The sequence below is a fragment of the Nocardia takedensis NBRC 100417 genome (genome assembly GCF_000308695.1).
GTDB classification, from domain to species: domain Bacteria; phylum Actinomycetota; class Actinomycetes; order Mycobacteriales; family Mycobacteriaceae; genus Nocardia; species Nocardia takedensis.
In genome coordinates this window covers 198,109-222,219 of record NZ_BAGG01000093.1, presented here as the reverse complement: position 1 = coordinate 222,219, position 24,111 = coordinate 198,109, and the positions used below count along the sequence as shown (strand labels likewise).

Below are 24,111 nucleotides of genomic sequence, written 5' to 3'. Positions count from 1 at the left end.
GCGATGTGATCTAGCGTTGGCACCGTTGTGACGCCGAGAGGGGCCGCTGATGCGCACGGGGATGCTGGGGCCCGCGCAGTTGCGCGAACAGATCGAGTCGGCCGAACTGGACACGGTCCTGGTCGCGATGACCGACATGCAGGGTCGATTACAGGGCAAACGCTGCTCGGCGCGCTACTTCCTCGAAGAAGTGCTCGGCCACGGGACCGAGGCGTGCGACTACCTGCTCGCGGTCGACGTGGAGATGAACACCGTCGACGGCTACCGCGACTCCTCCTGGGACAGCGGCTACGGCGACCTGGTGCTGCGCCCCGACCTCGCCACGCTGCGGCGGATCCCGTGGTGGCCCGGGACCGCGCTGGTCCTGTGCGACGTGCAGCGGGTGCGGCCCGAGGGGGAACCGCTGCGGGTTTCGCCGCGGCAGGTGCTGCGCGCCCAACTCGACCGGCTCGCCGAACGCGGACTGCGCGCCTACGTCGGCACCGAACTGGAATTCCTGGTCTTCGACGACAGCTACGAGGCGGCCTTCGACCGCGGCTACCGCGGTCTCACCCCGGCCAACCAGTACAACGTCGACTATTCGCTGCTGGGCACCGCACGGCTGGAACCGCTGCTGCGCCGCATCCGCAACGAGATGTCCGGGGCCGGACTGTATGTCGAGTCGGCCAAGGGCGAGTGCAATCCGGGACAGCACGAGATCGCCTTCCGCTACGACGAAGCGCTGATCACCTGCGACAACCACAGCGTCTACAAGAACGGCGCCAAGGAGATCGCCGCGCAGGAAGGTCGCAGCCTGACCTTCATGGCGAAATACAACGAACGCGAAGGCAATTCCTGCCACATCCACCTGAGTCTGCGCGACACCGAGGGCGCGCCGGTCTTCGCGGGCGACGGGCCCGCGGGCACTTCGGAGCTGATGCGCCACTTCCTGGCGGGCCAACTGGACTGTCTGCGCGAATTCACCTACCTGCTGGCCCCGAACATCAACTCCTACAAGCGGTTCGTCGCGGGTAGTTTCGCGCCGACGGCACTGGCCTGGGGTGTGGACAACCGCACCTGCGCGCTGCGGGTGGTCGGGGCGGGTGAGTCGCTGCGGATGGAGAACCGGATACCGGGCGGTGACGTGAACCCGTATCTGGCGGTCGCGGCCGTCATCGCCGCCGGACTGCACGGCATCGACCACGCGCTGCCGCTGGAACCGGAATTCCAGGGCGACGCCTACCGTTCACAGCGACCTAGGGTGCCGTCCACCCTGCGCGAGGCCGCCGACCTGTTCGGCGAATCCCGCCCCGCGCGCGCCGCTTTCGGCGACGACGTGGTCGACCACTATCGCAACGCGGCGCGCGTGGAACTCGCGGCGTTCGACGCCGCCGTCACCGACTGGGAGCGCGTGCGTGGCTTCGAACGCCTGTGACCGGTCCGCGCCGTGGCCGGTCATCGGGCTGCCCACCTATGTCGAGCGCACGGTGTTCGGGTCGTGGGACACCCCGAGTGCGGTCCTGCACCACAGCTATGTCGCGCTGGTCCGCCGCGCGGGCGGCATCCCGGTGCTGCTGCCGCCGGTCGGCCCGGCCCGCCCGGAACTGCTCGAGCGTCTCGACGGCTTGGTGTTGACCGGCGGCGCGGACATCGATCCGGCCCGCTACGGCGGGGTCGCCGATCCCGCCCTCGGCTACACCCGCCCCGACCGCGACGAGTCCGAGTTCGAGATGTTCCGGCTGGCGCGGGCGGCCGGACTGCCGGTGCTCGCCGTCTGCCGCGGTCTGCAACTGGTGAACGTCGCCCTCGGCGGAACCCTGATCGCGCACCTGCCGGACCGGGTCGGGCACGAGGGGCATTCCGGCGGTCCCGGTGCGTTCACCCCCGTCGAGGTCCGCACGACGCCGGGCAGTGCGCTCGCGGGCGTCGTCGGGCCGGGGTTGACCGCGCACTGCCACCACCATCAGGCGATCGACGTGCTGGGCGCGGGCCTGGCGGCCACCGCGCACGCCGCCGACGGGACCGTCGAAGGCGTCGAGTACGCCGACGGCGGTACCTTCCTGCTCGGGGTGCAGTGGCATCCCGAGGCCGACGACGCCGACGACCGGTTGATGCGCGCCTTGGTCGGCGCGGCCCGCGCCCGAACCGAGACCCGAACAGAGGAGCGGAATCGATGACGACGGCACCGGTGATCGACCCGGCGACCGAGGCGGTGCTCACCCACGTCGAACTCGCCGACGACGCCGCGGCCGACGCGGCCATCGCGCGTGCCGTCGCGGCGGGCCCCGCCTGGCGCGCGCTGGCCCCCGGCGACCGCGCCCGCCTGCTGCGCCGCTTCGCCGAGGAGGTGGACGCCGACCTGGAACATCTCGCGGGCCTCGAGGTGCGCAACGCGGGCCACACCATCGGCAACGCCCGCTGGGAGGCGGGCAATGTCCGCGACGTGTTGCATTTCGCGGCGGGCATGCCGGAACGGTTGTCGGGCAGCCAGATTCCGGTGGCGGACGGGGTGAACATCACCTTCCAGGAACCGCTGGGCGTCGTCGGGATCATCGTGCCGTGGAACTTCCCGATGCCGATCGCCGCGTGGGGTTTCGGCCCCGCCCTGGCCGCGGGCAACACGGTCGTGCTCAAACCGGCCGAACTGACCCCGCTGACCGCGCTGCGACTGGGTGAACTGGCCCTGCGCGCGGGTCTGCCCGAAGGGGTGTTGCAGATCGTGCCCGGTCGCGGGGCGGTGGTCGGACAGCGATTCGTGACCCATCCGGCCGTCCGCAAGGTGGTGTTCACCGGGTCCACCGGCGTCGGCAAGCAGATCATGGCGGGCTGCGCGGCGCAGGTGAAGCGGGTCACCCTGGAACTGGGCGGCAAGAGCGCCAACATCGTCTTCGCCGACGCCGACCTGGAACGGGCCGCGGCCACCGCGCCCTACGGCGTCTTCGACAACGCGGGCCAGGACTGCTGCGCGCGCTCGCGAATCCTGGTGCAGCGCGGCGTCTTCGACCGCTTCCTGGAACTGCTCGAACCGGCCGTCGCCGGTGTGCGGGTGGGCGATCCCGCCGACGAGAGCACCGAGATGGGGCCGCTGATCTCCGCCGCGCACCGCGACCGGGTCGCCGCCTTCGTCGAACCGGACACCCGGATCGCCTTCACCGGTACCGCGCCGTCGGGGCCCGGCTTCTGGTATCCGCCGACGGTGGTGCTGCCGCAGGACCCGCGCGACCGCCTCCTCACCGAGGAGGTGTTCGGACCGGTAGTGGCCGTCGTGGCGTTCGAGGACGAGGCCGAGGCGATCGCGCTGGCCAATGCCACCGACTACGGTCTGTCCGGCTCGATCTGGACCAACGATCTGGGTCGCGCGCTGCGGGTCTCGCGCGCGGTGGAGGCGGGCAACCTGTCGGTCAACTCGCACTCCTCGGTGCGGTACTGGACGCCGTTCGGCGGCTACAAGCAGTCGGGGCTGGGCCGCGAACTCGGCCCGGACGCGGCGCTGGCCTTCACCGAGACCAAGAACGTTTTCCTCGCCACCTGATCTGTCCCCGTTCCGGAAGGAGAGGCGTTGCAGCGCTTACAGGATCGAGTCGCCGTGGTGACCGGCGGCGGCAGCGGCATCGGTCTGGCCACCGTGCGCCGGTTCGCCGCCGAGGGCGCGAAAGTCGTCGTCGCCGATATCGACGCCGCGGCCGGTTCGGCGGCCGCCCAGGAGGTCTCGGGCACCTTCGTGGAGGTCGACGTCACCGACGAGGAGCAGGTGCGGGCGCTGTTCGCGACCGCCGCCGAGACCCACGGCGGGGTCGACATCGCCTTCAACAACGCGGGAATCTCACCGCCGGAGGACGATTCGATCCTGACCACCGACATCGCGGCCTGGCGTCGGGTTCAGGAGGTCAACCTGACCTCGGTCTACCTGTGCAGCAAGTACGCCATCGAGCGGATGCTCGAGCGGGGGCGCGGTTCGGTGATCAACACGGCGTCGTTCGTGGCGGTGATGGGCGCGGCGACCTCGCAGATCTCCTACACCGCCTCCAAAGGCGGCGTCCTGGCGATGAGTCGCGAACTGGGCGTTCAGTTCGCCCGGCAGGGCATCCGGGTCAACGCCCTGTGTCCGGGACCGGTGGACACCCCGTTGCTGCGCGAACTGTTCGCCGCCGATCCGGAGCGGGCGGCCCGCAGGTTGGTGCACATCCCGCTGGGCCGCTTCGCCGCGCCGGAGGAGATCGCCGCGGCGGTGGCCTTCCTCGCCAGTGACGACGCCTCCTTCATCACCGCCTCGCAGTTCCTCGTCGACGGCGGGATCTCCGGCGCGTATGTGACACCGCTCTGATCGGACGGACCGGCGCGATCGCTGCCTCGGCAGGGTAGTGTGTCCTGGATCACAATGCGTCGCGTCTGTGCAGGTGGCGCGCGGTGCGAACTCGGCGTACGGGCCGCACCGAGGGTTTGCGGCGGCGCGAAACCGGGTATCGGTCCGTTTCGTGTCGGTAAACGGGAAACGCCTCCGCGGTCCGGCCGCAACCAACGAGGTCCGCGGGGGCGGGCCGGAGGAGGAAACGCACATGGCCGACAAATCCGCGGAGTTGCCGCATCCGCTGCGTCGCTCGGTCGCCGCCTCGGCCATGGGCAACGCGACCGAATGGTTCGACTACGGCGTCTACGCGGCCACCGCCACCTACCTCACCGACGCCTTCTTCCCCGGCGATCTCGGCACCCTGGGCACCATGCTCGGCTTCGCGGTCTCGTTCGTCCTGCGCCCGCTCGGCGGCATGGTGTGGGGGCCGCTGGGCGACCGGGTCGGCCGCAAGGTGGTCCTGGCCACCACGATCCTGCTCATGGCCGCCGCGACCGGCGCGATCGGCCTGCTGCCCACCCACTCGAGCATCGGCGTCGCCGCGCCGATCCTGCTCATCGCGCTGCGGGTCGTGCAGGGCTTCTCGACCGGCGGCGAATACGGCGGCGCGGCCACCTATCTGGCCGAATGCGCGAGCGACCGCAAACGCGGATTCTTCGGCAGCTTCCTGGAATTCGGCACCTTGGCGGGCTTCGTCGGCGGCTCGGCGGTCGTGCTGGCCTGCCAGTTGGCCCTCGGCTCGGACGCCATGCACGACTGGGGCTGGCGCATCCCGTTCCTGCTCGCCGTCCCGCTCGGCCTGACGGGCTGGTATCTGCGCGCCCGCCTCGACGAATCCCCGGTCTTCGAGGAGGTCGCCGAGGAACCGCGTCCGCCCTCGGGCCTGCGCGAGTTGCTGACCACCTACCGCCGCGAAACCCTCACCCTGGCCGGTCTGGTCGTCGCGCTCAACGTCGTGAACTACACGCTGCTGACCTATCAGCCGACCTACCTGGAGAAGACCATCGGCATGGGCGAGTCGGCGACGACCGCCATGATGCTGATCGGCCAAGTGGTCATGATGCTGGTGCTGCCGTTCTTCGGCGGGGTGTCCGACCGGGTCGGGCGCAGGCCGATGTGGCTGATCTCGCTGGTCGGCCTGGCCGTCCTCGCGGTGCCGATGTATTGGCTGATGGGGCAGGGCACGGTGTGGGCCATCGTCGGATTCGTGGTGCTGGGCCTGCTCTACGTGCCGCAGTTGTCCACCATCAGTTCGACCTTCCCGGCGATCTTCCCCACCCACGTGCGCTACGCCGGATTCGCCCTGGCCTACAACGTTTCCACCGCGGCCTTCGGCGGCACCGCGCCGCTGGTCAACGAGGCCGTCATCGAATCGACCGGATGGTCGCTGTTCCCGGCGCTCTACATGGTCGGCGCGTCGCTGATCGGCTTGGTGGCCTGGTCGTTCCTGCGCGAGACCGCGGGCACCTCGCTGCGCGGCACCGAGGTGCCCTCCCTCGACACGCCCGAATCGGTGCTGCCCGCCAAAGCCTGAACCCGGGTGATCTTCGCGTGAGAACTCGATCACGCGGGGTACTCGGTCACCGCGAGCCACCTACGGAACGGAGATACGCGTGCGGGTCCAGATCAACACCGACAGCAACATCCACGGCGGCGAAGACCTGATCCAGCGGGCGAGCGAGCGGGTCGAGGACGTCCTCGGGCGCTTCGAGCCCCAGCTCACCCGGGTGGACGCCCACCTCAGCGATCAGAACGCGAACAAGGGCGGCCCCGACGACAAGCAGTGCGTGCTCGAGGCGCGCGCCACCGGTCAACCCCCGCTCGCGGTGACCCACCGCGCCGACACGGTCGAGGACGCCTACACCGGCGCCGCCGACGCCTTGGCGCACCTGCTCGACAGCCGTCTGGGACGCCTGCACCACGCCAAGGGCGGTGAATCCATCCGCCACCTCCCGGTGGAGTGAGCGGGCGCGTCAGCGCGCGGGACGCCTGCTCACCTGTCCGCTCGCGGAGCCGTCGTGCTGGTCGTAGGGCGTGCCGTACACGCCCGCCTTGGCCGCCGACCGTCGGGCGAGCCACGCCTGCCACCGCCAGACCGGATCGTCACGGCGGGCCCTGCGCGCGAGTCGCGCCTCACGCAGCGGCAGTCGGTCGGTCAGCGCGCGCAGGCGCACCTCCAGTCGGGCGATCCGAGTCGCGATCCCCAGCCAGGGACGCAGCGGCACATCCTGTAAAGACGTGCCGCGCAACAACTGCCGGACCAGCTCCGGACTGCTGAGCGCGGCCATCGCGCCCAACGCGGGCGCGGTGGCCAGCACCGCGATCCGGTCGCGGCGGCGCTCGCCACCGAAGGAGGCGGTGGCCGCGCGCGCCAACTTCTCGGTCCACTCCGGGGCGACCCCGGCGGTGCCGACCATGAAGTCCACCATCTGCATGCCCTCGAGAGCGGTACGCGGGATCAACTCCTCGGTCACCCCGAAGACGTGGGCTATGTAGGCCCAGTAGTGCATCACCGCGTCCAGATCCTCGGTACGCGCGCGCCTGCCGTTGGCGTGGTCGAAGCACAGCGGCGTCAGGCCGAAGGTCACCGCCGCGCCCATCATCGTCGCGTTGGAGATCGGATTGCCGTTGGCGGCGAAATGCGCCGTGCCCCACGACTTGCGCAGCCCGGCGCGCACCTGGGAGTGCATCAGTCGCACCCGGACCGTGTCCTGGAAGGTCCGCGACCAGCGGTCCAGCGCCTCGGACTCGGTCATGGTGCGGAACCAGTTGGTGGTCTCCAGATTCCGGCGATACGGGTCGCGCAGGTAGCGCGCGGTCGCCCCGGTCGCCGAGGCGACCTCCGCCCCCACGAAGGTGCCCATGAAATCCTGGGTGACCATCGCGAGCTTGCCCGCGGTGGAGGCGTTGATCCACAGTCGCCGCCCCCGTTCCCAGATCCGCGCGTCGTACCAGGACGGCGGGGTGTCCAGTCGCTCGAACAGCGCCACCAGTTCCGCGGGCGCCTCGGGCACCGTCTCGATGCCGTGCGCGAGCGCGCGATCGAGCATTTCGCGGCCCGCCGCACCGCCCACCCGCCCGAAGGCGGCCACGACGGCGTCCATGGGTTCGTCGCCCTGCCACAGGTGATCGGCCATCAGCCGCGATCGCGGTGTGGACACCGGTGTCTCGCGCACCTCCAGCCACGGCGAGAGCATCGCCCGGCGCGTGGGCAACCACAGGGGCGAGGGCACCGCGCGCGACGGCGGCGGACGCAACGCCATCCCCTCGCGATAGTAGTAGTCGTAGGGGTGTGGACTTTCGCTCGATAGCCCCGCTACCTGCGCGGATGCGGATTCGGTCGGCTGCTGTGTCACCATGGATCGCATGGTGACACGAATATTCGCTCGCATTCAATTCGCGTTCTGACCGCCATGTCCGCCCGATCCCGCCCGGACCTGCGCAAGATTCCGCGCCAGCAGCGGTCGCGAGAGATGGTCCGCCGCATCGTGGACGCGGGTCAGCGCGTGCTCATCGCGCACGGCTACGACGGCGCCTCCACCAATCGCATCGCCGAGGAGGCGGGCATCAGCCCCGGCTCGCTGTACCAGTACTTCCCGAACAAGGACGCCGTCATCGGCGCGGTCATCGAGCGCTACCAGAACGAGGTCGCCGACCGGGTGCGCGCGCACGTCGTGGCCAACCTCACCGCGTCACCGGAAGTTGCGGTGCGCCAATCGATCTCGGTGCTGCTCGACGCGCTCGGCGATCATCCCGAGCTGTTGCGCGCGGTCATCGAGCAGACCCCTCGGCTCAGCGTCGGCGACACCGTCGTGGCCTTCGAGGAACAGATCGGCGAACTCACCCGCGCCGCGCTGACGCTGCGCGGTTTCACCCCCGGCGACGACGTCGAGACCGAGACCGCCGCGTGGCTGCTGGTGCGCACGGTCGAACACCTGACCGTCCGCTACCTGCTCGATCGGCCCGACATCCCGCGCGACCGATTCGTGCGCGGCGTGACCAGGATGATCGTCAACTACTTCCGTCACCCGTGACCGACCGCGCCGACCAGCGGTTTCGGGAATCCGATCGAAAAGCGAGCACTTCGTGCGGAGTCAGTCGCGCAGACTGTAGTCGATGACCAGGTCTTCGCTCGCGGGGTCGGCCGGCGCGGCGGTCTGCTCGGGGGCGTCGGGATCGGGCCAGTCGGTCGCGACGACGAGTTCGCCGGTGCGCAGGAATTCGGTGTACATCGCGGCGACGACCTCGGCGGGATAGGTCGGCCAGTAGGAGACCGCGCCGGTGTCCCGGTCGATCACGCACACCGACCCGTGCACGACCGAGGGCGGAAACGATTCGGGCAGATCGGGTTTCGCGTGCCGGACGGCGACCACGGTGAAGCCCGCCGCGAATTCGGTGACGACCCTGGTGATTCCGACGGGGAGATCGCGAGGATCGGTGAGATGGCGTTCGGTGACCCGATGCGCTTCGGCGAGATCCACCGGGACCCGCGCGTCGGTGGGATAGGCGTGGATCTGCATGGTGTCCCTTCCGGCCGGCGGGTGCGATCCTAACGCGAGCGCCCCGGGTCCTGCTCCCCCCTCCTGGGGCAGGCCTCCCGGGGCTGAGACAAACCATGCCCTGGGGGCCTTGACAGCGACTTAAAGAGGCCTTAAAGCGGGATGCCCGGCGTGGACCGAAGTCGCACGCCGGGCATCGCGGGGGATCAGGCCCCGTAGACCGCGTTGTAGAACTGGATGGCGCTGGCGATGCCGACCGGGACGCCGATGGCGATCATGCCCGCGGCCGCGCCGAAGGTGATGCCGACCGCGGCGCCGGTCAGGCACAGGCCGAGCGGGCCCGCCAGGAAGGTCGGCACGACCAGCGGCGCGCCGATGATCGCGCCCGCCACACAACCCAGCGAGGCGCCGATCACGGTGCCGACGAGGGTGCCGATACCGGTGGCCAGACCGAACTGGGTGGCCGCGGTGCTCAGCGCGGTGTTGAAGTCGGCGCCGCCGATCTCCTGCGCGGCGACCGGCTGCAACATGGTCGCGGGCTTGGCGTCAGCGGGGTCGACACTGGGGGTGAAGGTCGCCGTATTTCCGTCGATCTGGGCGGCGATCGGCCATTCCTTACCGTCCTTGAGGTAGGTCAGCGGCATTCCGGCAACCAGATTTCCCTGCCCGTCCAACACCTGGAATTGGCTGCCCTGGGTGGTCAGCGATCCGGCGTCGGTCTTCAGCACCACGGAGCTGTCCACGATGTTGGCGGTGTAGTGGATGCCGGGCATGACCTCGGTCTGGATGGTCGAACCGGGGGCGGGCGCCGGGGCGGGTTCGGCGTACGCGGTAGCGCTCGTGATGCCGACAGCGGCGATGACCAGGGCAGATGTAGCGGCGAACTTCTGGAGCTTCATGTACTCGAACACTTTCCTCAGCGGGTGGAGCACCTCTCGGCCCGGGTGGGCGCTAGCCGGCGCGGTTCGTGGAATGAACCTGTACGAAGACTGGTCGCCCCGTATTACGAGGAGGTAACACACCCCGCAAGGAATGCGTCAAATCGAAGTGAATCGCGTTAGGAAATCGTTAACTCGGACATCGAGCTAACTTTCAGCTTCCATTTTTGTGACATGCGCGACAATTCCACTCTGAATTTCTGCCGTGTAATTCGCCGCGAGTTCGCCGTCAGCCGAGGCGGGCGATCGCCGCGCGCGGAAGTCGGGGCAGCACCACATCGAACAGCCGCCACGGCCACCCCGGCACGCAGGCCCGCGCGCGTTCCTTCTCGATCGCGGCGACCATCGAGGCCACCCCCTTCTCCAGCGGCACGACCAACTTGGCGTCGCCCGCCGCGGCCGACATGTCGGTGGCGATGAAGCCGGGCAGCAGCGTCGTGACCGCGAGGGGGGTGCCCGCGAAGTCGACCGCCAGCGCCTCGCCCAGCGCTGCCAAGCCGGCTTTGCTCGCCGAATAGGCGGCTTTCGGTCCGGGTAGCCCGCGCACGGCGCTCATCGAGGACACCAGCACCAGATGTCCGGAGTTCTGCTCGCGGAAGATCCGCGTCGCCGCCTCGGCCTGCGCGAGCGCGCTGACGAAATTGGTGGTCGCGGTCGCCAGGTTGGCCCGCGCCCGCCCCGTCCCGATCCGCGCGCCCTTCCCGATCCCCGCGTTGACGATCACCCGGTCCAGTCCGCCCAACTCCGCGCGCAGTTCGTCGAACACCCGTGGCACCGCGTCGTGGTCGTCCACGTCGAGCGCGCGGACCGCGACCGTGATCCCCGGGTGCGCCGACAGCAGTTCCGCGCGCAGCGCCTCGAGCGCGTCCAGTCGACGCGCGCACAGCGCCAGATCGCGCCCGTCGGCCGCGAACACCCGCGCCATCTGCGCCCCGAGCCCCGCGCTGGCCCCCGTGATCAGAATCCTGGTCCTCGTCATGGGCCGACCCTAGCGAGCGGCGGGCGCGGGGTGAACGGTCAGCGGGCGGGCGGCAGCCAGAGTTGGAACAGCGGGGTGGGCGGCGGCGCCGGGATCATCCGCCACGACCCGCAGCCGACGGTGCGGAAGGCGACGTCGGTCGGGTCGATCTGCGCGCGGACCGGGCTCGCGCGGGTGAAGTCGTTGCCGATGATGTAGTTCATGTCGGTGTTGTCGCCCTCGACTTTCCACAGCCGTCGGTAGTCGCACCCGTTCGCCGGGTCGGGCGTTCCCGCGGATTCGTACCATCCGGGCTGGATGTCGATGCCGACCAGATAGACGCCGTCGCCGGGTATGGCGGTGGCGGGTGCGGCCGCCGCGGGTCCGGTACCGGGCAGGGTGAGCGCGGCGGCGATGGCCGCCGCGGCTGCGAATTCGACCGCGCGCATACCGTGGTCCTCTCCTCGCGCCGTTGCGATCGGTCGCCGACCGTGCGGTGACCGGGGGAGATCACGTTCTCCGTGCGGCTGTGTCTACCAGAGCCGACGTGCCCGTCGCTGGTGAATCAGAGATGTTCGTCACATTGAAGCCGAAAGCGCGTTGGGGTAAAAGCGGGACGGCGGACGGTGACGGCGTCTATCCTTCCCTCGGATGTCGCTCCGGCCGCCCCGGAGCCTCCGACGGGCGCCCGATCGGGCGCGACCTGCGTTTCAGTGCACTAACGGTTCGATCACGCGGCTTGCACACGAGTCCGCCTGTTGCGAAAGTCGACTTCTGGGTCTGGTGTTACTTATGGGAAGGGAGGGGTGCTCCGTTCCGGGGCGCCGACACCGCACATGAAGACAACCAGTATCAAGACCGGCCTGCGCGCCGCCGTCACCGCCGCGGTCGTGGTCGCCGCGTCCGCGGTCCTGCCCGCCGCCGCGCACGCCGACCCGGCCGCGCCGGACATGTCCACCAAACTCGCCGGACGGACGATCTTCCTCGACCCCGGCCACCAGGGCTCCGGCCACGGGGAGAACTTGGCCCGCCAGGTCGACAACGGCCGCGGCGGCACCAAGGACTGCCAGACCACCGGGATGACCACCCTCAACGGCATCCCCGAGCACACGATCACCTGGAACGTCGCCCAACTCGTCAAATCCTCGCTGGAGAGCCTCGGCGCGCGCGTCGTGCTCAGCCGCCAGGACGACAACGGCTGGGGCGGCTGCGTGAACGAGCGGGCCGCCGCCGCCAACGCCTCGGGCGCGGCCGTCGCGGTCAGCATCCACGCCGACGGCGCGCCCGCCGGCTCGAACGGCTTCCACCTGATCGTGCCGCAACTGCCGATCCCCGACGCCGAAGCCGACCGGGTGCAGTCCGGTGCCGGCCTGGCCGCGACCCGCGCGGTGCGCGACGCCTACGTGCAGGCCGGTTTCCACTCCGCGAACTACGCGGGCGTCCAGGACGGCTTGCAGACCAGGAACGACATCGCGGGCCCGGCCCTGACCCGGGTACCCAACGTCTTCCTGGAGATGGGCAACGGCACCGATCCCGCCGACGCCGCGGTCCTGGAATCCCCGGACGGTCAACTACGGCACGCGATCGCCCTCACCACCGGTGTGGTCGGCTACCTGCTGACCGCGAATCCGGCGGCCTCCGGGTCGGCCCAGGACTCGCCCGCCGCCGCACCGCAGGCTGCGACCCCCGGTGCCACGACCCCCGGCGCGGGTACCCCGAGCCAGTTCCGCACCGCCCCCGGCAAGCAGGCCACGCCGGGGACCGACACACCGGGCACGGCCGACCCGGCCCTGCTCGCGACCATCGGCGATCTGCTGCTGCCGCTGGCCAAGGCATTGGGCCTGGGCGAGGACGCGATCTCCGCGGAACTGATCAACCTGGCCTACACCCTGGCCGGAGCCGTGCTCGGGCCGAAGGAATAGGTCGCCTCCCCGCCCGGGCGCGCGGAGCCGGACACCCCCTCGGGTGTCCGGCTCCGCCCGTTAGGGTGGTCGGCGTGTCCGAGCAGATTCCCGTGCTGATCGTGGCCGGCTTCCTCGGTTCGGGGAAGACGACCTTGCTCAACCACCTGCTGCGCGACAACCGCGGCACCCGGATCGGGGTGGTGGTCAACGACTTCGGCGCCGTCAACATCGACGCGATGCTGGTGGCGGGCCAAGTCGACGCGACGGTCTCGCTGAGCAACGGGTGCGTGTGCTGCGCGGTCGACGTCAACGAACTCGACGACCTGTTCGAGCGGCTGGCCCAGCCCAAGGCCCGCATCGACGTCATCGTGGTGGAGGCCAGCGGACTGGCCGAACCGCGCAATCTGATCAGGATGGTGCTCGCCAGCGACAATCCGCGCCTCCGCTACGGCGGTCTGGTGGAAGTGGTGGACGCCGAACAGTTCCCGGCCAGTCGCGCCCGTCATCCCGAACTCGGCGGCCATCTGCGCCTGGCGGATCTGGTGGTGCTCAACAAAGCCGACCGGCTGCCGCCCGCGGAGCTGGCGGATCTGCGTGCCGGACTCGCCGCCGAGATCGGCCAAGTGCCCGTCTACGCCACCAGTTTCGGGCGCGTCGACCCGGGCCTGCTGTTCGATCCGCCGACCCGCGCGTCGAGTACCGTCGCCGAACAGTTGAGCTTCGAGGACCTGCTGCACGACCACGACAGCGGCGACGAAGACCACGCCCATCTGCACGACGAGTACACCAGCGTCTCGTTCACCAGCGCCGAGCCGCTCGATCCGCGCCGCTTCGTGGAATTCCTCGAAGACCCGCCCGACGGCCTGTTCCGCGCCAAAGGCGTTGTCGCCTTCGACGTCGCCGAGGAACGTCGGCGCTTCGTCGTGCACCTGGTCGGCCGCCACATCGTCTTCGAACCCGGTCCGTGGGGGCGCGGCGAACAGCGGGTCAGCAGCCTGGTTCTCATCGGCGCGGGAATGGCCGAGGACAAGGCGACGGCGCGACTGGGCGAAACGGTGCACACGGGCGAGCGCCCGCTGGAATCCGCTGCGATGCTGGGCGTCTGGCGGTACACGCCGCACTAGCGGATCCCGCGCGTCGTGACCTCACCGTGTCCATTCGGCGGGATTGGCGCGTTTGCGCCGAAGCCGGCGCGTTCGGCGCTTTGCCGGCCGCGACCGGACAACAAGACTGACATCAGGTCCGCCGCGCCGACGCCCACATCGGAGCCGTCGCGCAGGCGCGCCGCCGGGTCGGGGCCCGAGAACCGAATTCGCTGTTCAGTTCTGTGACCGATGGGAGAAAGCCGTGACCGAAACCTGTGAGAGCGCGACGGCGTATGTCATCGCCGCTCTCGAGGCCAAGGGAACCGCGACGCGCGAGGATTTCGACGTTCCGGCCATCGTCGCCGCGACCCGCGACATCGCCGACAGCTGGGATTTTCGCACGATCGAGGACGCGACCTTCTGGCGGATCGCCGCCACGTTCCTACGGGTCTGAGGGGGTTCGCTTCCGGGGTGCCGTCAGTGGTGATGTTCGGCGTGCCCGGCGGGGTCGGCCGCGGCCCAACGACGTGCCGCGCGTCGCACCGCACCCGCGTCGGAATAGCCGAGCAGACGCGCTTGGCGCGCCCGGCTCAGCGGACCCGCGAGGGTGGCCTGCCGCAATTTGACGTCGCGGGCCCGGTCGAGTTCTTTGCGCCAGGTGGTCCCGGCCTCCATCAACCGGCGTTGCAAGGTGCGCGGACTGGTCGCCAAGCGGCGCGCGACCTGATCGAGACCGGCGTCGCCGTCGTCGAGGGCCTCGGCCAGCGCGTCGGCGACCCGTTTGGGCCAGGCGCCCGCCAGCGGCGGGGGCGGGGGCAGCGCGTCGGCCAGCGGACGCAGGACGACGGCCAGCACCGGATCGGCGGTGCGCAGCGGGCGGTCCATATCCTCGCCGCGGAAGGTCATCGCGTCCTTGTCCGCCTCGAATTCGATATCGGTCGTCCCGAAGACCTCGGCGAAGGTGTCCCAGCGCTGCGGCGCGCGCTGGCGCAGCGAGACCCGCACCGGCGCGAACGGGCCGTCCAGCGCGCGGCGTGCCCGGCTCAGCACCGCCGACAGGCCCCACAGTTGGGTCATGTCGCGGCCGCGGCCCTCGCCGTCGATCATCTCCAGGTAGAGGCTGGTCTCGCGCTCGTTGTCCGCGATCAGGTCGAAGCGGTGGTTGGTGGTGACCGCCGCGACATAGGGACCGCAAGTCGCCAGACCGGCCCCGACGGTGGGCGCGGTGGAGAACAGGTAGTCGTAGAGGCCGAGGCTGGGCAGTTCGTAGCGCCGGGCCACCTCGAGGGCGACGTTGGGATCGTTGAGTCCGTGTTCGCCCAGTTCCCACAGTCGGGAGAAGGTCTGCGACGGCAGGTGCACCTCGCCGTCGGCCAACGTCCACTCGGGTAGACCCGTTTCCCGGATCAACTTCTCCCGATCCAGTCCGGCCGCGCTGAGTTGCGAGATCACGAAGCGGTGCAGCGATATTTGATCGGTTCCCACGCGTCCTCCTGCGGCACGACCGGACGAACACCTCGGGCGGCAACGCTAGCCCGACCGTATCGATCCGGCACCGGAATCACGTCACGGAATGGTCAATGACCACACGCATTGACCCATTCGGACAATCCATCGGTGAATTGCTGACGTTTCCAGATCGGCACCTCCAGTTTGATGCGATCCACCAATTCCGCGCAAACGCGGAAAGCCTCGGCTCGGTGCGGGGCGGCGACCGCGACCACGATCGCCAGATCCCCGATGGTCAGCGGACCCACCCGGTGCACGGCCGCCACCGGCAGTCGCGACGTCGCCGCGACCTGCTCGCAGCAGGTGCGCAGGAACCGCTCGGCCTCCGGGTGCGCGGAGTACTCCAGGGCGCTGACCGCCTGGCCGCCGTCGTGGTCGCGCACCTTGCCGGTGAACACCACCACCGCGCCGTGTTCGGGGCCGCTGACCGCCGACTCGACTTCGGTCGGGTCCAGCGCCCGATCGCTGATCCGGGCGACGCGCACCAGCGCGTCCTCACGAATGGTCATGCGTTCCGCCTCCGGCCACCTGCGCGATCAAGTGATCGAGCAGCGGTTCCAACACCGCCGTTCCGTCGGCGACGCCGCCCGGCGATCCGGGAAGATTGACCACCACCGACCGTCCGGCCAACCCCGCGACTCCGCGGCTGAGCGCGGCCAGCGGGAACTTCGCCGTGCCGCGCTGCCGGATCGCCTCGGCCACGCCGGGCAGTTCGCGGTCCAGCACGGCCAAGGTGGCTTCCGGGGTGGCGTCGGTCGGCGACGCGCCCGTGCCGCCGGTCGTGACGACCAGCGACGGCGACAGGTGCAGGGCGTCGGCCAGGCCGATCGCGATGTCGGCATCGGCGTAGACCAGCGGTCCGCGCACCGAGAAACCCAGTCCGGCAAGCCATTCCACCAGGGTCGGGCCGGTGGTGTCCGCGCGGGTGCCCGCCGCGGCGCCGGTCGAGGCGACGACTACGGCCGCGGTGCGGAGCGGTGCGTCCTCGGGGTAGTCCTCGCCCGCGCGGATCTCCTCGTCGTCCAGGTCCGCGCCGGCCGCGTCGTCGTTCGGGACAGGGTTCGCGCTGGGGGCCGCGACGTCGCCCGGGGCGGTGTCGAGACCGGCGGTGTCGAGGAATTCGGCCGTCGGGACCCCGACGATCTCGTCCACGGCCGAGGCGGGCTCCGGCACCGGCCGTTCCCAGTGCCCGTGCTTGCCGCCTTCCTTGGCCAGCAACCGCACGTTGTTCATCGTCGCCGTCGGATCGACGGCCTTGACCATGTCGTGCAGGGTCAAGCCTGCCACCGCCACGGCGGTCAGCGCCTCCATCTCGACGCCGGTCGGGCCTTTGGTCTTCGCGGTCGCCTCGATGGTGATGGTGTCCTCGGTGAAACCGAATTCGATCTTGACCGAGGACAGTGCCAATTGGTGGCACAGCGGAATCAGTTCGGAGGTCTTCTTCGCGCCGGTGATCCCGGCGATCCTGGCGGTGGACAGGACATCGGCCTTGGGCATGTCCTCGGCGCGGACCAAGGCGATCACCCGGGCCGTGGTCCGCAGTTCCCCCGCGGCGACCGCGATCCGCGCGGTCTCGGCTTTGGTGCTCACATCGACCATGCGGGCTCGGCCCTCGCCGTCGACATGCGACAACTCACTCATATCTTCCACCCTGGCACAATTCGACGATCCGGCGCGAAGCCTCTCACAGCTCCCGCACGCGCACCGGCGCGCCCGCGGGCAGCTCGGTGGCTTCGGCGGGCACGTCGATGAGCAGGTCGGCCGCGGCCATCCCGGCGACCAGGTGCGAACCCGGCCCCGACACCGATTCCACGCCCGCGGGGGTGCGCCGTCCGCGCAGGAATTGGCGGCGTCCGGCGGGCGAGCGGATGGGCTCGGTCAGCACGGTGTCGTACTCGGGCACCGGCGGCAGACCGGCCAGCGCGCGCAGGACGGGGCGGGCGAAGACCTCGTAGGAGACCATCGTGCTCACCGGATTGCCCGGGAAACTGAGCACCGGCACTCCGTCGAGCACCGTCAGCCCCTGCGGTCCGCCGGGCTGCATCGCCACCGAGCCGAAAGTGCCGCCGCGCGCGCCCAGCACCTCCTTGACGACCTCGAAATCGCCCTGCGACACCCCGCCGGTGGTGAGCACCAGATCGGCGGATCGCGTTGCGGCGGAGAGCAGTTCGCCGAAGACGGCCGGGTCGTCGGAACTGTGCGCGACCGAGACGACGGTGACGCCGTCGGCCCGCAGCGCGGCGGCCAGCGCGATCCCGTTGGAGTTGTAGATCTGGCCGGGGCGCAGGGGCTGACCAGCGGGCACGAGTTCGTCACCCGTGCTGAGCACGGCCGCGCGGACCGTGACGCGCACGTCGACCTGGGCGAGTCCGACCGCGGCCAGCGCGGCGATGTGCCGGGGCGCGAGCAGCGTGCCCGCGGCCACGAGTCGGTCGCCCGCCCGCACGTCGGTGCCCGGTTCCCGGACGAATTCGCCCGCCGTGCGCCCGCGCCGCACCGTCACGGCGGCGTCGTCGCCGTCGGTGTCCTCGACGGGGATCACGCAGTCCGCGCCCGGGGGCAGCGGCGCACCGGTCATGACCTTGACCGCCGTGCCCCGCGCGAGGGGCTCGAGTCCGGGATCGCCCGCCGCGACCACTCCGCGCACCGGCAGCGTGACCGGCGCCACCACCACCGAGTCGGCGCGCACGGCGTAGCCGTCCATGGCCGAATTGCGGAACACCGGCAGGTCGACCGGCGCGCGGGTGTCGGCGGCGAGCAGGCGGCCCAGGGCCTCGGGCACCGGAACCGATTCGACCGGTCGGTCCGCCAGCGGTGTCAGCAGTCCGTCGATGACGGCGCGATACTCATCGACGGACCGTGCCGAGGCGCGGGCGGGCCGGGAAGTCATAACGGCCAGCCTATCCGCCCGATCGCCGCGCCCCGCACCGTGTCGCCCACCGATAACTCACCGCCTGACATGCGCGTTCGTGAGGATCGCCGACCCGCCAATGGCGCGGCGTGCCCACGGCGGACGGGGGTGGCATGGTCATAATGGGGGGGTGACGTTGGTCGAGATGGGCATTCCCACCGTGCGATCGGGCCGCCCCTCGCTCGACGGACGGCCCGCGACTCCGCTGCTCGTGGACAGGTTCGGGCGCGTGGCCCGTGACCTGCGCGTCTCGATCACCGAGAAGTGCTCGCTGCGCTGCACCTACTGCATGCCCGAGGAGGGTCTGCCGCCGATCCCCAAGCACGAACTGCTGACCGCCGAGGAGATCGTCCGGTTGGTCGCGCTGGCCGTCCGCGAGTTGGGGGTGCGCGAGGTCCGCTTCACCGGCGGCGAACCGCTGGTGCGCCGCGAACTGGAACAGATCATCGCGGGCTGCCACGAACGCGTGCCGCTGACACCGCTGGCCATCACCACCAACGGGGTCGGGCTGGCCCATCGCGCCCGCGCGCTGGCCGCCGCGGGCCTCGGCCGGGTCAACGTCTCCCTCGACACCGTCGACCGCCTGCGCTTCGCCCGCCTCACCCGCCGCGATCGCCTCGACTCGGTCCTGGCGGGCATTCGCGCCGCGCACGAGGCCGGGCTCGCGCCGGTCAAGGTGAACGCGGTGCTCATGCGCGAAACCCTCTCCGGTGCGGCCGATCTGCTGGCCTGGTGCCTGGCCGAGGGCTGTGAACTGCGCTTCATCGAGGAGATGCCGCTCGACGCCGACCACGGCTGGGCGCGCGCGGAGATGGTGACCGCCGCCGAACTGCTCGACGTGCTCGGCGCGCGGTTCTCGCTCACCGAGGTCGGCCGCCCCGACCCGTCGGCCCCCGCCGAACGCTGGGCCGTCGACGGCGGGCCCGCCACCGTCGGCATCATCGCCACCGTCACCCGCACCTTCTGCGACAGCTGCGACCGCACCCGCCTGACCGCCGACGGCATGCTGCGCTCGTGCCTGTTCAGCGACGAGGAGTTCGACGTGCGCGAGGCCATGCGTGCGGGCGCCGACGACGACGAACTCGCCGAGATCTGGCGCGGGGCGATGTGGAACAAATGGGCGGGGCACGGCATCGACGCCGCGGGTTTCGTCCCCCCGGAACGCACGATGGGAGCCATCGGTGGTTGAGATCCGCTACTTCGCCGCCATCGCCGACGCGGTCGGCAAGGACCGTGAGACCTTCGACCTGCCCTCCGGCGCGACCATCGCGGATCTGCGGGTCACCCTCGCCGGAGCCTACGGGCCCGATCTGGACTCCATGCTCAACGTGTGCGCCTACTTGGTCGGCGACGAACTCACCCGCGACCCGAAGGCCGCGCTGACCCCGCGCGTGGATGTGCTGCCGCCGTTCGCGGGCGGCTGAGCGAACTCGTCGGAAATTCCTCGGCCCGCGATGTGGAGAACGGCGCGGGCCGTTCGTCGTCCTGGTAGAGAGGGGTGAGCGAGTCCCCTCCGACACCCGGAAAGGATGGCGACATGTACCACCACCTGCTGCCACCCGGCGCTGTCCGAACAATCGCGGGTGGCGCTGACCCTGCGATGGGTGTGCGGCCTGCGCACCGCCGAGATCGCCCGCGCCTTCCTGCAACCGGAACACACGGTGGCCCAACGTCTCTCGCGCGCGAAGACGAAGATCCGCCAGGCCGGGATCCCGTTGCGGGTTCCGCCCGCCCACCTGCTGCCCGAACGGGTGCCCGCCGTGCTGGCCTGCGTCTACCTGGTGTTCACCGAGGGGTATTTCGCCACCGCCGGTCCGCTGGCCGTCCGCGACGACCTGTGCGACGAGGCGATCCGCTTGGGCGGACTGCTGTGCGGCCTGCTCCCGGACGACTCCGAGGTGACGGCGCTGCTGGCGTTGATGCTGCTCAACGACAGCCGCCGCGCCGAACGCCGCTCGCCCGCGGGGGAATTGGTTCCGCTGGAGGAGCAGGACCGCGCCCGCTGGGACGGCGCGGTCCGCGAGGCGGGCCTGCGCCGCCTGATCGCCGCCGCCGAGACGGGCCGCACCGGGCCCTATCTCGCCCAGGCGCGCATCGCCGCCGCCCACGCCCTCGCCCCGACCTGGGCCGACACCGACTGGCCCGCCGTCGTCGCGGGCTACGACGAACTGCTCGGCTTCACCGACTCACCGGTCCCGCGCGTCAACCGGGCGATCGCGATCGGCTTCCGCGACGGCTTCGCGGCGGGCCTGACCGCGCTGGACGCCGTCGCCGACCACCCGCGCCTGGCGGGTTCGCACCTGGTGTGGGCCACCCGCGCGGACCTGCTGCGGCGCGCGGGTCGACCGGCCGAAGCGGCCGAATGCTACCGGCGCGCCGCCGAATCCACCGACAACGAGCAGGCGCGGCGCTTCCTGCTGCGCAGGCTGACCGAGGTCGAGTCGGCCGTGGCGGGAGCGTGACGGACTCAGCGCCACCAAGTCTCGAGCGGGGTCACCGGAACCGTGCGCTTGTGCCGGGTCCGCAGGTAGATCTCCTCGACCTTCGCGGCCACCTCGGCGGTGACCTCCTCGCCTTCGAGGTAGGCGTCGATCTCGGCGTAGCGCAGCCCCAGCGCCTCCTCGTCGGGCAGCGCCGGACGGTCGTCCTCGAGATCGGCGGTGGGGACCTTGCTCCAGATGCTCTCGGGCGCGCCGAGTTCGCGCAGCAGCGCCGCGCCCTGACGTTTGGTGAGACCGGTCAGCGGGGTCAGGTCGACGCCGCCGTCACCGTGTTTGGTGAAGAATCCGGTGACCGCCTCGGCCGCGTGGTCGGTGCCGACCACCAGCAGGTTCTCCTGTCCGGCGAGGGCGTACTGCACGACCATGCGTTCGCGCGCCTTGATGTTGCCGCGCACGAAATCACGCAACTTGTCCACCGACAGCGCCGAGGCGACCTCGCCCGCCACCGCGTTCACGCCGGGACGCACGTTGACCACGACCGAACGGTCCGGTTGGACGAAGCGCATCGCGATCCGGGCGTCGAGTTCGTCGGACTGCACGCCGTAGGGCAGGCGCACCGCCACGAACGTCGCCTCGCCGCCGTCGGCGCGCAGTTGCTCGGCGGCCAGTTGGCACAGCCGACCGGTCAGCGCGCTGTCCTGGCCGCCGCTGATGCCGAGCACGAAACCCTGTGCGGGCGTGGCGCGCAAGTAGTCCTTGAGGAATTCGACGCGGCGGATGATCTCCTGCTTCGGATCGATCGATGGCTGGACGCCCAGTTCGGCGATGATCTGCGCGCGGAGGTCGGATGCCGGGGAGGATTCGCTAGGGCTGGCCATGGCAGCCCACTCTACTGGTGCGCGCCCCCGACGATCCGCGCTACGACCGTCGCCCAGTTGTCACCGATCCGGTCGCGGGCGTAGCCGAGAACCCGCATCTGATACATCACCAGCGGCGCGTCCAGCGGGGCGAGCAAGGCGTCGGCGAGCAGGACCGGATCGCCCTCGACCCCCGCTTCGCGTAACAGCAGCAGCACATGCGATTTGAGCAGGGTGTAGGGCGCGCCGGTGTAGCGGTCGCCCGCCTCGCTGATCTCGGCCTCGCGGTGCAGTTCACCCTCGACCTCGATGTCGAGCAGTCGGGCGCGGCCGAAGGCGACCAGGCGTTGCACCGGCGGCGCGCCCGGGCCGAGCGGGGGTGGACCGAAGATGAACGCCTCCTGGTACTTCCGCTCGGAATGGTCGAGCAGGGCGCGCATGAGACCGGAGCGGTTGCCGAAGCGGCGGAACACCGTCCCCTTGCCGACGCCTGCCCGTTTGGCGAGCGCGTCCATGGTCAGTCCGTCGACGCCTTGTTCGCGGACCAGTTGTTGGGCGGCGTCGAGCAGCAGTCGTCGGTTGCGGGCGGCGTCGGCGCGTTCGACGGGTTCCGTGCCGCCGGTCGGGGGGCCGATGCGCAGCAGGGACCGGGCCGATGTGGGGTCGCTCGGTGCGGGTGTGCTGTATGCCACAGGTCTCTCAGGCTTTCCCGGGAATGGAATCGGACCGCAGTCCGGTTAGTGTGGATCAGAGTTCGGATACCGCAACCAGTACATCAGGAGTCGTCATGAGCCAGCCTCGCATCCTCGCACTCGTCGGTAGCCTGCGCGCCGCCTCGATCAACCGCAAACTGGCCGAGGCCGCGGTGCAGACCGTCCCCGAGGGTGTCGAGGTCACGATCTACGACGGCCTCGCCGAGATCCCCTTCTACAACGAGGACCTGGACGTACCGGGGTCGGTGCCCGCCGCCGCCCAGGCCCTGCGCGACGCCGTCGCCGCCGCCGACGGACTGCTGCTGGTCACCCCCGAATACAACGGCACGACTTCCGCGGTGCTCAAGAACGCCATCGACTGGACCTCGCGTCCCTACGGCGCGGGCGCGCTCAAGGAGCGTCCGGTGGCGGTGCTGTCGGCCTCGATCAGCCCGAACGCGGCCAAGTGGGCGCACGGCGACACCGTCAAGGCGCTCGGCGTGGCGGGCGCGACCGTCGTCGAGAACGCCACCGTGCACTTCGGCGGGGTGGGCGAGCGCTTCGCCGAGGCCCACCCCCGCGAGGACGCCGAGGCCCTGACCCAACTCGCCGCCGCGGTCGCCGAACTGGTCGAGGCCGCCCGCGCGCGCTTGGTCTCCGCCTGAACCGACACCCCTCCCGCACGCCCCCGACGTCCCTCGCGGAAGCGGGGGCGTCGGCGTTTGGGGGATCGCGGCGCGCGCCGGGTAGTCTCCGTGCGCCCCGGATCACGTGGCGCGCAGGTGTCGCGCGGGTGTCCGAAGTGCTGCGGGAGGGAATCGGGAGGCGGATGTGACGGGGGAGCCCAGAGTGTTTGCTGAGAAGACGCTACGACACGAAATTGTGATCTGCGACACGCTGGTGTCGGCTTGCGAATCGACTGTCCTGGTACTTACCGAACCGGAATTACTTCTTTGTGACTCGCAACATCTCGTGTTGTAGGTATCTGTCGCCCACTAGGTGTAGTGTCTTGAGCACTGGAAGACGGGTACGGAGCACACGGGAAACCGACCGGCTCCGCGGAGCTGAGCAGGGCTTTCCGCACCGGATCCAGGAGTTTGCGCAGCGTACGTCGGAGCATGTATCGCCAGCGGCCCGCGGGGTCGCTCGAAACGATCGGCATACGGATCACAGGCTGTGGATCAGGCATAGGGAGAGAGGGACATCAATTGACCGTCACCGTGTACACCAAGCCCGCTTGCGTCCAGTGCAATGCCACCTACAAGGCGCTCGACAAGGCCGGGGTGGAGTACCGAGTCATCGATATCTCCGAGAACGACGAGGCCCGTGACTACGTCATGGCGCTCGGTCACCTCTCGGCTCCGGTCGTCGTCGCCGGCGAGGAGCACTGGTCCGGCTTCCGGCCCGACCGCATCAAGTCTCTGGCGACCGTGGCGGCCTGACCGCCCGGTTCGCCTTCCGAACCGGGGGAGGGAGGCAGTCGTGAACGATCCGACGCCCGCGCGGCCACCCGCCGACGCCGCCCCCGGCGCGCTGGTCTACTTCTCCAGCGCCTCGGAGAACACGCACCGCTTCGTGCGGAAGCTGGGACTCCCGGCGACTCGCATACCGCTGCACACCGCCGATTCGCTGCGCGTCGAGGAACCCTACGTGCTGATCGTCCCCACCTACGGGGGCGGTCGGCACGTTCTGGGGGGTGAGCGCGCCGACAAGGAGTTCGTGCCGCGCCAGGTCGCCAAGTTCCTCAACGACCCGCACAACCGGGCCCTGCTGCGCGGGGTCATCGCCGCGGGGAACACCAACTTCGGCGACACCTACTGCGCCGCGGGCGAGGTGATCTCGCGCAAGGCCGGGGTGCCGTACCTGTATCGCTTCGAATTGATGGGAACCGCGCAGGACGTCGAACGCGTCCGAGAGGGATTGGGATTGTTTTGGCAACAGCAACGACAGCGCCGACCGGAAAGTCAGCTCGTCTAGAGCAGCCCGCGGC

The 24,111-nt window shown here is 70.3% G+C and carries 26 protein-coding genes and 1 pseudogene; 16 read left to right on the top strand and 11 right to left on the bottom strand.

The window, feature by feature from the left end; genetic code table 11:
- Nucleotides 1-49: 49 nt before the first annotated feature.
- The 6 genes from ON30_RS20015 to ON30_RS19990 all read left to right on the top strand — a co-directional run bounded on the left by ON30_RS20015 (nt 50) and on the right by ON30_RS19990 (nt 6,291).
- On the top strand, nt 50-1,414 hold the full coding sequence (locus ON30_RS20015) for a glutamine synthetase family protein (protein WP_245554129.1): 1,365 nt from the start codon (nt 50-52) through the stop codon (nt 1,412-1,414).
- Nucleotides 1,395-2,156 (top strand): gamma-glutamyl-gamma-aminobutyrate hydrolase family protein, encoded by a 762-nt coding sequence (locus ON30_RS20010; RefSeq protein WP_040709024.1) that lies wholly within the window; start codon nt 1,395-1,397, stop codon nt 2,154-2,156. The genes ON30_RS20015 and ON30_RS20010 overlap by 20 nt, the downstream gene beginning before the upstream one ends.
- A complete protein-coding gene (locus tag ON30_RS20005; protein ID WP_040709023.1) occupies nt 2,153-3,511 on the top strand; it encodes an aldehyde dehydrogenase family protein in 1,359 nt (452 codons plus the stop codon). Before ON30_RS20010 ends, ON30_RS20005 begins: the two co-directional genes overlap by 4 nt.
- 27 nt (nt 3,512-3,538) lie before the next feature.
- Nucleotides 3,539-4,303 (top strand): 3-oxoacyl-ACP reductase, encoded by a 765-nt coding sequence (locus ON30_RS20000; RefSeq protein WP_040709022.1) that lies wholly within the window; start codon nt 3,539-3,541, stop codon nt 4,301-4,303.
- 232 nt (nt 4,304-4,535) lie between these two features.
- Nucleotides 4,536-5,861 (top strand): MFS transporter, encoded by a 1,326-nt coding sequence (locus ON30_RS19995; protein ID WP_083911533.1) that lies wholly within the window; start codon nt 4,536-4,538, stop codon nt 5,859-5,861.
- A gap of 79 nt (nt 5,862-5,940) precedes the next feature.
- Nucleotides 5,941-6,291, top strand: coding sequence for an HPF/RaiA family ribosome-associated protein (locus ON30_RS19990; protein WP_040709021.1), 351 nt, complete (start codon nt 5,941-5,943; stop codon nt 6,289-6,291).
- A gap of 9 nt (nt 6,292-6,300) precedes the next feature.
- Here the strand turns inward: ON30_RS19990 and ON30_RS19985 are convergent, their stop codons facing one another.
- A complete protein-coding gene (locus ON30_RS19985) occupies nt 6,301-7,686 on the bottom strand; it encodes an oxygenase MpaB family protein (RefSeq protein ID WP_063719915.1) in 1,386 nt (461 codons plus the stop codon).
- A 54-nt stretch (nt 7,687-7,740) separates the two neighbouring features.
- Between ON30_RS19985 and ON30_RS19980 the strand changes: the two genes are divergently transcribed.
- Nucleotides 7,741-8,361, top strand: coding sequence for a TetR/AcrR family transcriptional regulator (locus ON30_RS19980; protein WP_051029555.1), 621 nt, complete (start codon nt 7,741-7,743; stop codon nt 8,359-8,361).
- Between the two features lie 60 nt (nt 8,362-8,421).
- Here the strand turns inward: ON30_RS19980 and ON30_RS19975 are convergent, their stop codons facing one another.
- From ON30_RS19975 to ON30_RS19960, 4 genes are all read right to left on the bottom strand, one after another.
- Nucleotides 8,422-8,847 (bottom strand): SUKH-4 family immunity protein, encoded by a 426-nt coding sequence (locus ON30_RS19975; RefSeq protein WP_040709020.1) that lies wholly within the window; start codon nt 8,845-8,847, stop codon nt 8,422-8,424.
- A gap of 185 nt (nt 8,848-9,032) precedes the next feature.
- Entirely contained in the window at nt 9,033-9,725 is a 693-nt protein-coding gene (locus tag ON30_RS19970) for a DUF8020 domain-containing protein (RefSeq protein WP_051029646.1), read from the bottom strand.
- Nucleotides 9,726-9,993: 268 nt separating this feature from the next.
- Nucleotides 9,994-10,743 (bottom strand): SDR family oxidoreductase, encoded by a 750-nt coding sequence (locus tag ON30_RS19965; protein WP_040709019.1) that lies wholly within the window; start codon nt 10,741-10,743, stop codon nt 9,994-9,996.
- A gap of 38 nt (nt 10,744-10,781) precedes the next feature.
- A complete protein-coding gene (locus tag ON30_RS19960; protein ID WP_051029552.1) occupies nt 10,782-11,171 on the bottom strand; it encodes an Rv1352/Rv1906c domain-containing protein in 390 nt (129 codons plus the stop codon).
- Nucleotides 11,172-11,558: 387 nt separating this feature from the next.
- Between ON30_RS19960 and ON30_RS19955 the strand changes: the two genes are divergently transcribed.
- The 3 genes from ON30_RS19955 (at nt 11,559) to ON30_RS19945 (ending at nt 14,165) form a co-directional block, all read left to right on the top strand.
- On the top strand, nt 11,559-12,644 hold the full coding sequence (locus ON30_RS19955) for an N-acetylmuramoyl-L-alanine amidase (RefSeq protein ID WP_040709018.1): 1,086 nt from the start codon (nt 11,559-11,561) through the stop codon (nt 12,642-12,644).
- Between the two features lie 74 nt (nt 12,645-12,718).
- Complete coding sequence (locus ON30_RS19950) at nt 12,719-13,750, top strand: CobW family GTP-binding protein (RefSeq protein ID WP_040709272.1); 1,032 nt, start codon at nt 12,719-12,721, stop codon at nt 13,748-13,750.
- A 223-nt stretch (nt 13,751-13,973) separates the two neighbouring features.
- Nucleotides 13,974-14,165, top strand: coding sequence for a hypothetical protein (locus ON30_RS19945; RefSeq protein WP_040709017.1), 192 nt, complete (start codon nt 13,974-13,976; stop codon nt 14,163-14,165).
- Between the two features lie 23 nt (nt 14,166-14,188).
- On the opposite strand, the gene ON30_RS19940 is transcribed toward ON30_RS19945, so the two are convergent.
- From ON30_RS19940 to ON30_RS19925, 4 genes are all read right to left on the bottom strand, one after another.
- A complete protein-coding gene (locus ON30_RS19940) occupies nt 14,189-15,196 on the bottom strand; it encodes an AraC family transcriptional regulator ligand-binding domain-containing protein (RefSeq protein WP_040709016.1) in 1,008 nt (335 codons plus the stop codon).
- Nucleotides 15,197-15,288: 92 nt separating this feature from the next.
- A complete protein-coding gene (locus ON30_RS19935) occupies nt 15,289-15,729 on the bottom strand; it encodes a molybdenum cofactor biosynthesis protein MoaE (RefSeq protein ID WP_040709015.1) in 441 nt (146 codons plus the stop codon).
- Complete coding sequence (gene moaCB / locus ON30_RS19930; RefSeq protein WP_040709014.1) at nt 15,716-16,861, bottom strand: bifunctional molybdenum cofactor biosynthesis protein MoaC/MoaB; 1,146 nt, start codon at nt 16,859-16,861, stop codon at nt 15,716-15,718. Before moaCB ends, ON30_RS19935 begins: the two co-directional genes overlap by 14 nt.
- A gap of 43 nt (nt 16,862-16,904) precedes the next feature.
- Complete coding sequence (locus ON30_RS19925) at nt 16,905-18,110, bottom strand: molybdopterin molybdotransferase MoeA (RefSeq protein WP_040709013.1); 1,206 nt, start codon at nt 18,108-18,110, stop codon at nt 16,905-16,907.
- 151 nt (nt 18,111-18,261) lie between these two features.
- Between ON30_RS19925 and moaA the strand changes: the two genes are divergently transcribed.
- The 3 genes and pseudogenes from moaA to ON30_RS19910 form a co-directional block, all read left to right on the top strand.
- Nucleotides 18,262-19,320 (top strand): GTP 3',8-cyclase MoaA, encoded by a 1,059-nt coding sequence (gene moaA / locus ON30_RS19920; protein ID WP_040709012.1) that lies wholly within the window; start codon nt 18,262-18,264, stop codon nt 19,318-19,320.
- Nucleotides 19,313-19,555, top strand: coding sequence for a MoaD/ThiS family protein (locus ON30_RS19915; RefSeq protein ID WP_040709011.1), 243 nt, complete (start codon nt 19,313-19,315; stop codon nt 19,553-19,555). Before moaA ends, ON30_RS19915 begins: the two co-directional genes overlap by 8 nt.
- Nucleotides 19,556-19,678: 123 nt before the next feature.
- Nucleotides 19,679-20,593: pseudogene (locus ON30_RS19910) on the top strand (RNA polymerase sigma factor); the annotation flags it as partial.
- A gap of 5 nt (nt 20,594-20,598) precedes the next feature.
- Here the strand turns inward: ON30_RS19910 and nadE are convergent.
- Together nadE and ON30_RS19900 are read right to left on the bottom strand one after the other, a co-directional pair.
- Nucleotides 20,599-21,450: an NAD(+) synthase gene (nadE, locus tag ON30_RS19905; protein WP_040709009.1), complete on the bottom strand. Its 852-nt coding sequence runs from the start codon at nt 21,448-21,450 to the stop codon at nt 20,599-20,601.
- Between the two features lie 11 nt (nt 21,451-21,461).
- Nucleotides 21,462-22,073 carry a TetR/AcrR family transcriptional regulator gene (locus ON30_RS19900; protein WP_051029644.1) on the bottom strand — a complete coding sequence of 204 codons (612 nt, stop codon included), beginning with the start codon at nt 22,071-22,073 and terminating at the stop codon, nt 21,462-21,464.
- A 143-nt stretch (nt 22,074-22,216) separates the two neighbouring features.
- On the opposite strand from ON30_RS19900, the gene ON30_RS19895 reads away from it, so the two are divergent.
- From ON30_RS19895 to nrdI, 3 genes are all read left to right on the top strand, one after another.
- A complete protein-coding gene (locus ON30_RS19895) occupies nt 22,217-22,786 on the top strand; it encodes an NAD(P)H-dependent oxidoreductase (protein ID WP_040709008.1) in 570 nt (189 codons plus the stop codon).
- 543 nt (nt 22,787-23,329) lie between these two features.
- Complete coding sequence (gene nrdH / locus ON30_RS19890; RefSeq protein ID WP_040709007.1) at nt 23,330-23,563, top strand: glutaredoxin-like protein NrdH; 234 nt, start codon at nt 23,330-23,332, stop codon at nt 23,561-23,563.
- Between the two features lie 40 nt (nt 23,564-23,603).
- On the top strand, nt 23,604-24,098 hold the full coding sequence (gene nrdI / locus ON30_RS19885) for a class Ib ribonucleoside-diphosphate reductase assembly flavoprotein NrdI (RefSeq protein ID WP_051029551.1): 495 nt from the start codon (nt 23,604-23,606) through the stop codon (nt 24,096-24,098).
- The last annotated feature ends 13 nt before the right edge of the window (nt 24,099-24,111 follow it).

Coding starts and splice junctions, on each gene's coding strand:
- ON30_RS20015 (WP_245554129.1), top strand. CDS start 50: ATGCGCACGGGGATGCTGGGGCCCGCGCAGTTGCGCGAACAGATCGAG.
- ON30_RS20005 (WP_040709023.1), top strand. CDS start 2,153: ATGACGACGGCACCGGTGATCGACCCGGCGACCGAGGCGGTGCTCACC.
- ON30_RS19995 (WP_083911533.1), top strand. CDS start 4,536: ATGGCCGACAAATCCGCGGAGTTGCCGCATCCGCTGCGTCGCTCGGTC.
- ON30_RS19985 (WP_063719915.1), bottom strand. CDS start 7,686: ATGGTGACACAGCAGCCGACCGAATCCGCATCCGCGCAGGTAGCGGGG.
- ON30_RS19980 (WP_051029555.1), top strand. CDS start 7,741: ATGTCCGCCCGATCCCGCCCGGACCTGCGCAAGATTCCGCGCCAGCAG.
- ON30_RS19975 (WP_040709020.1), bottom strand. CDS start 8,847: ATGCAGATCCACGCCTATCCCACCGACGCGCGGGTCCCGGTGGATCTC.
- ON30_RS19970 (WP_051029646.1), bottom strand. CDS start 9,725: ATGAAGCTCCAGAAGTTCGCCGCTACATCTGCCCTGGTCATCGCCGCT.
- ON30_RS19965 (WP_040709019.1), bottom strand. CDS start 10,743: ATGACGAGGACCAGGATTCTGATCACGGGGGCCAGCGCGGGGCTCGGG.
- ON30_RS19960 (WP_051029552.1), bottom strand. CDS start 11,171: ATGCGCGCGGTCGAATTCGCAGCCGCGGCGGCCATCGCCGCCGCGCTC.
- ON30_RS19955 (WP_040709018.1), top strand. CDS start 11,559: ATGAAGACAACCAGTATCAAGACCGGCCTGCGCGCCGCCGTCACCGCC.
- ON30_RS19935 (WP_040709015.1), bottom strand. CDS start 15,729: ATGACCATTCGTGAGGACGCGCTGGTGCGCGTCGCCCGGATCAGCGAT.
- moaCB (WP_040709014.1), bottom strand. CDS start 16,861: ATGAGTGAGTTGTCGCATGTCGACGGCGAGGGCCGAGCCCGCATGGTC.
- ON30_RS19925 (WP_040709013.1), bottom strand. CDS start 18,110: ATGACTTCCCGGCCCGCCCGCGCCTCGGCACGGTCCGTCGATGAGTAT.
- nadE (WP_040709009.1), bottom strand. CDS start 21,450: ATGGCCAGCCCTAGCGAATCCTCCCCGGCATCCGACCTCCGCGCGCAG.
- ON30_RS19895 (WP_040709008.1), top strand. CDS start 22,217: ATGAGCCAGCCTCGCATCCTCGCACTCGTCGGTAGCCTGCGCGCCGCC.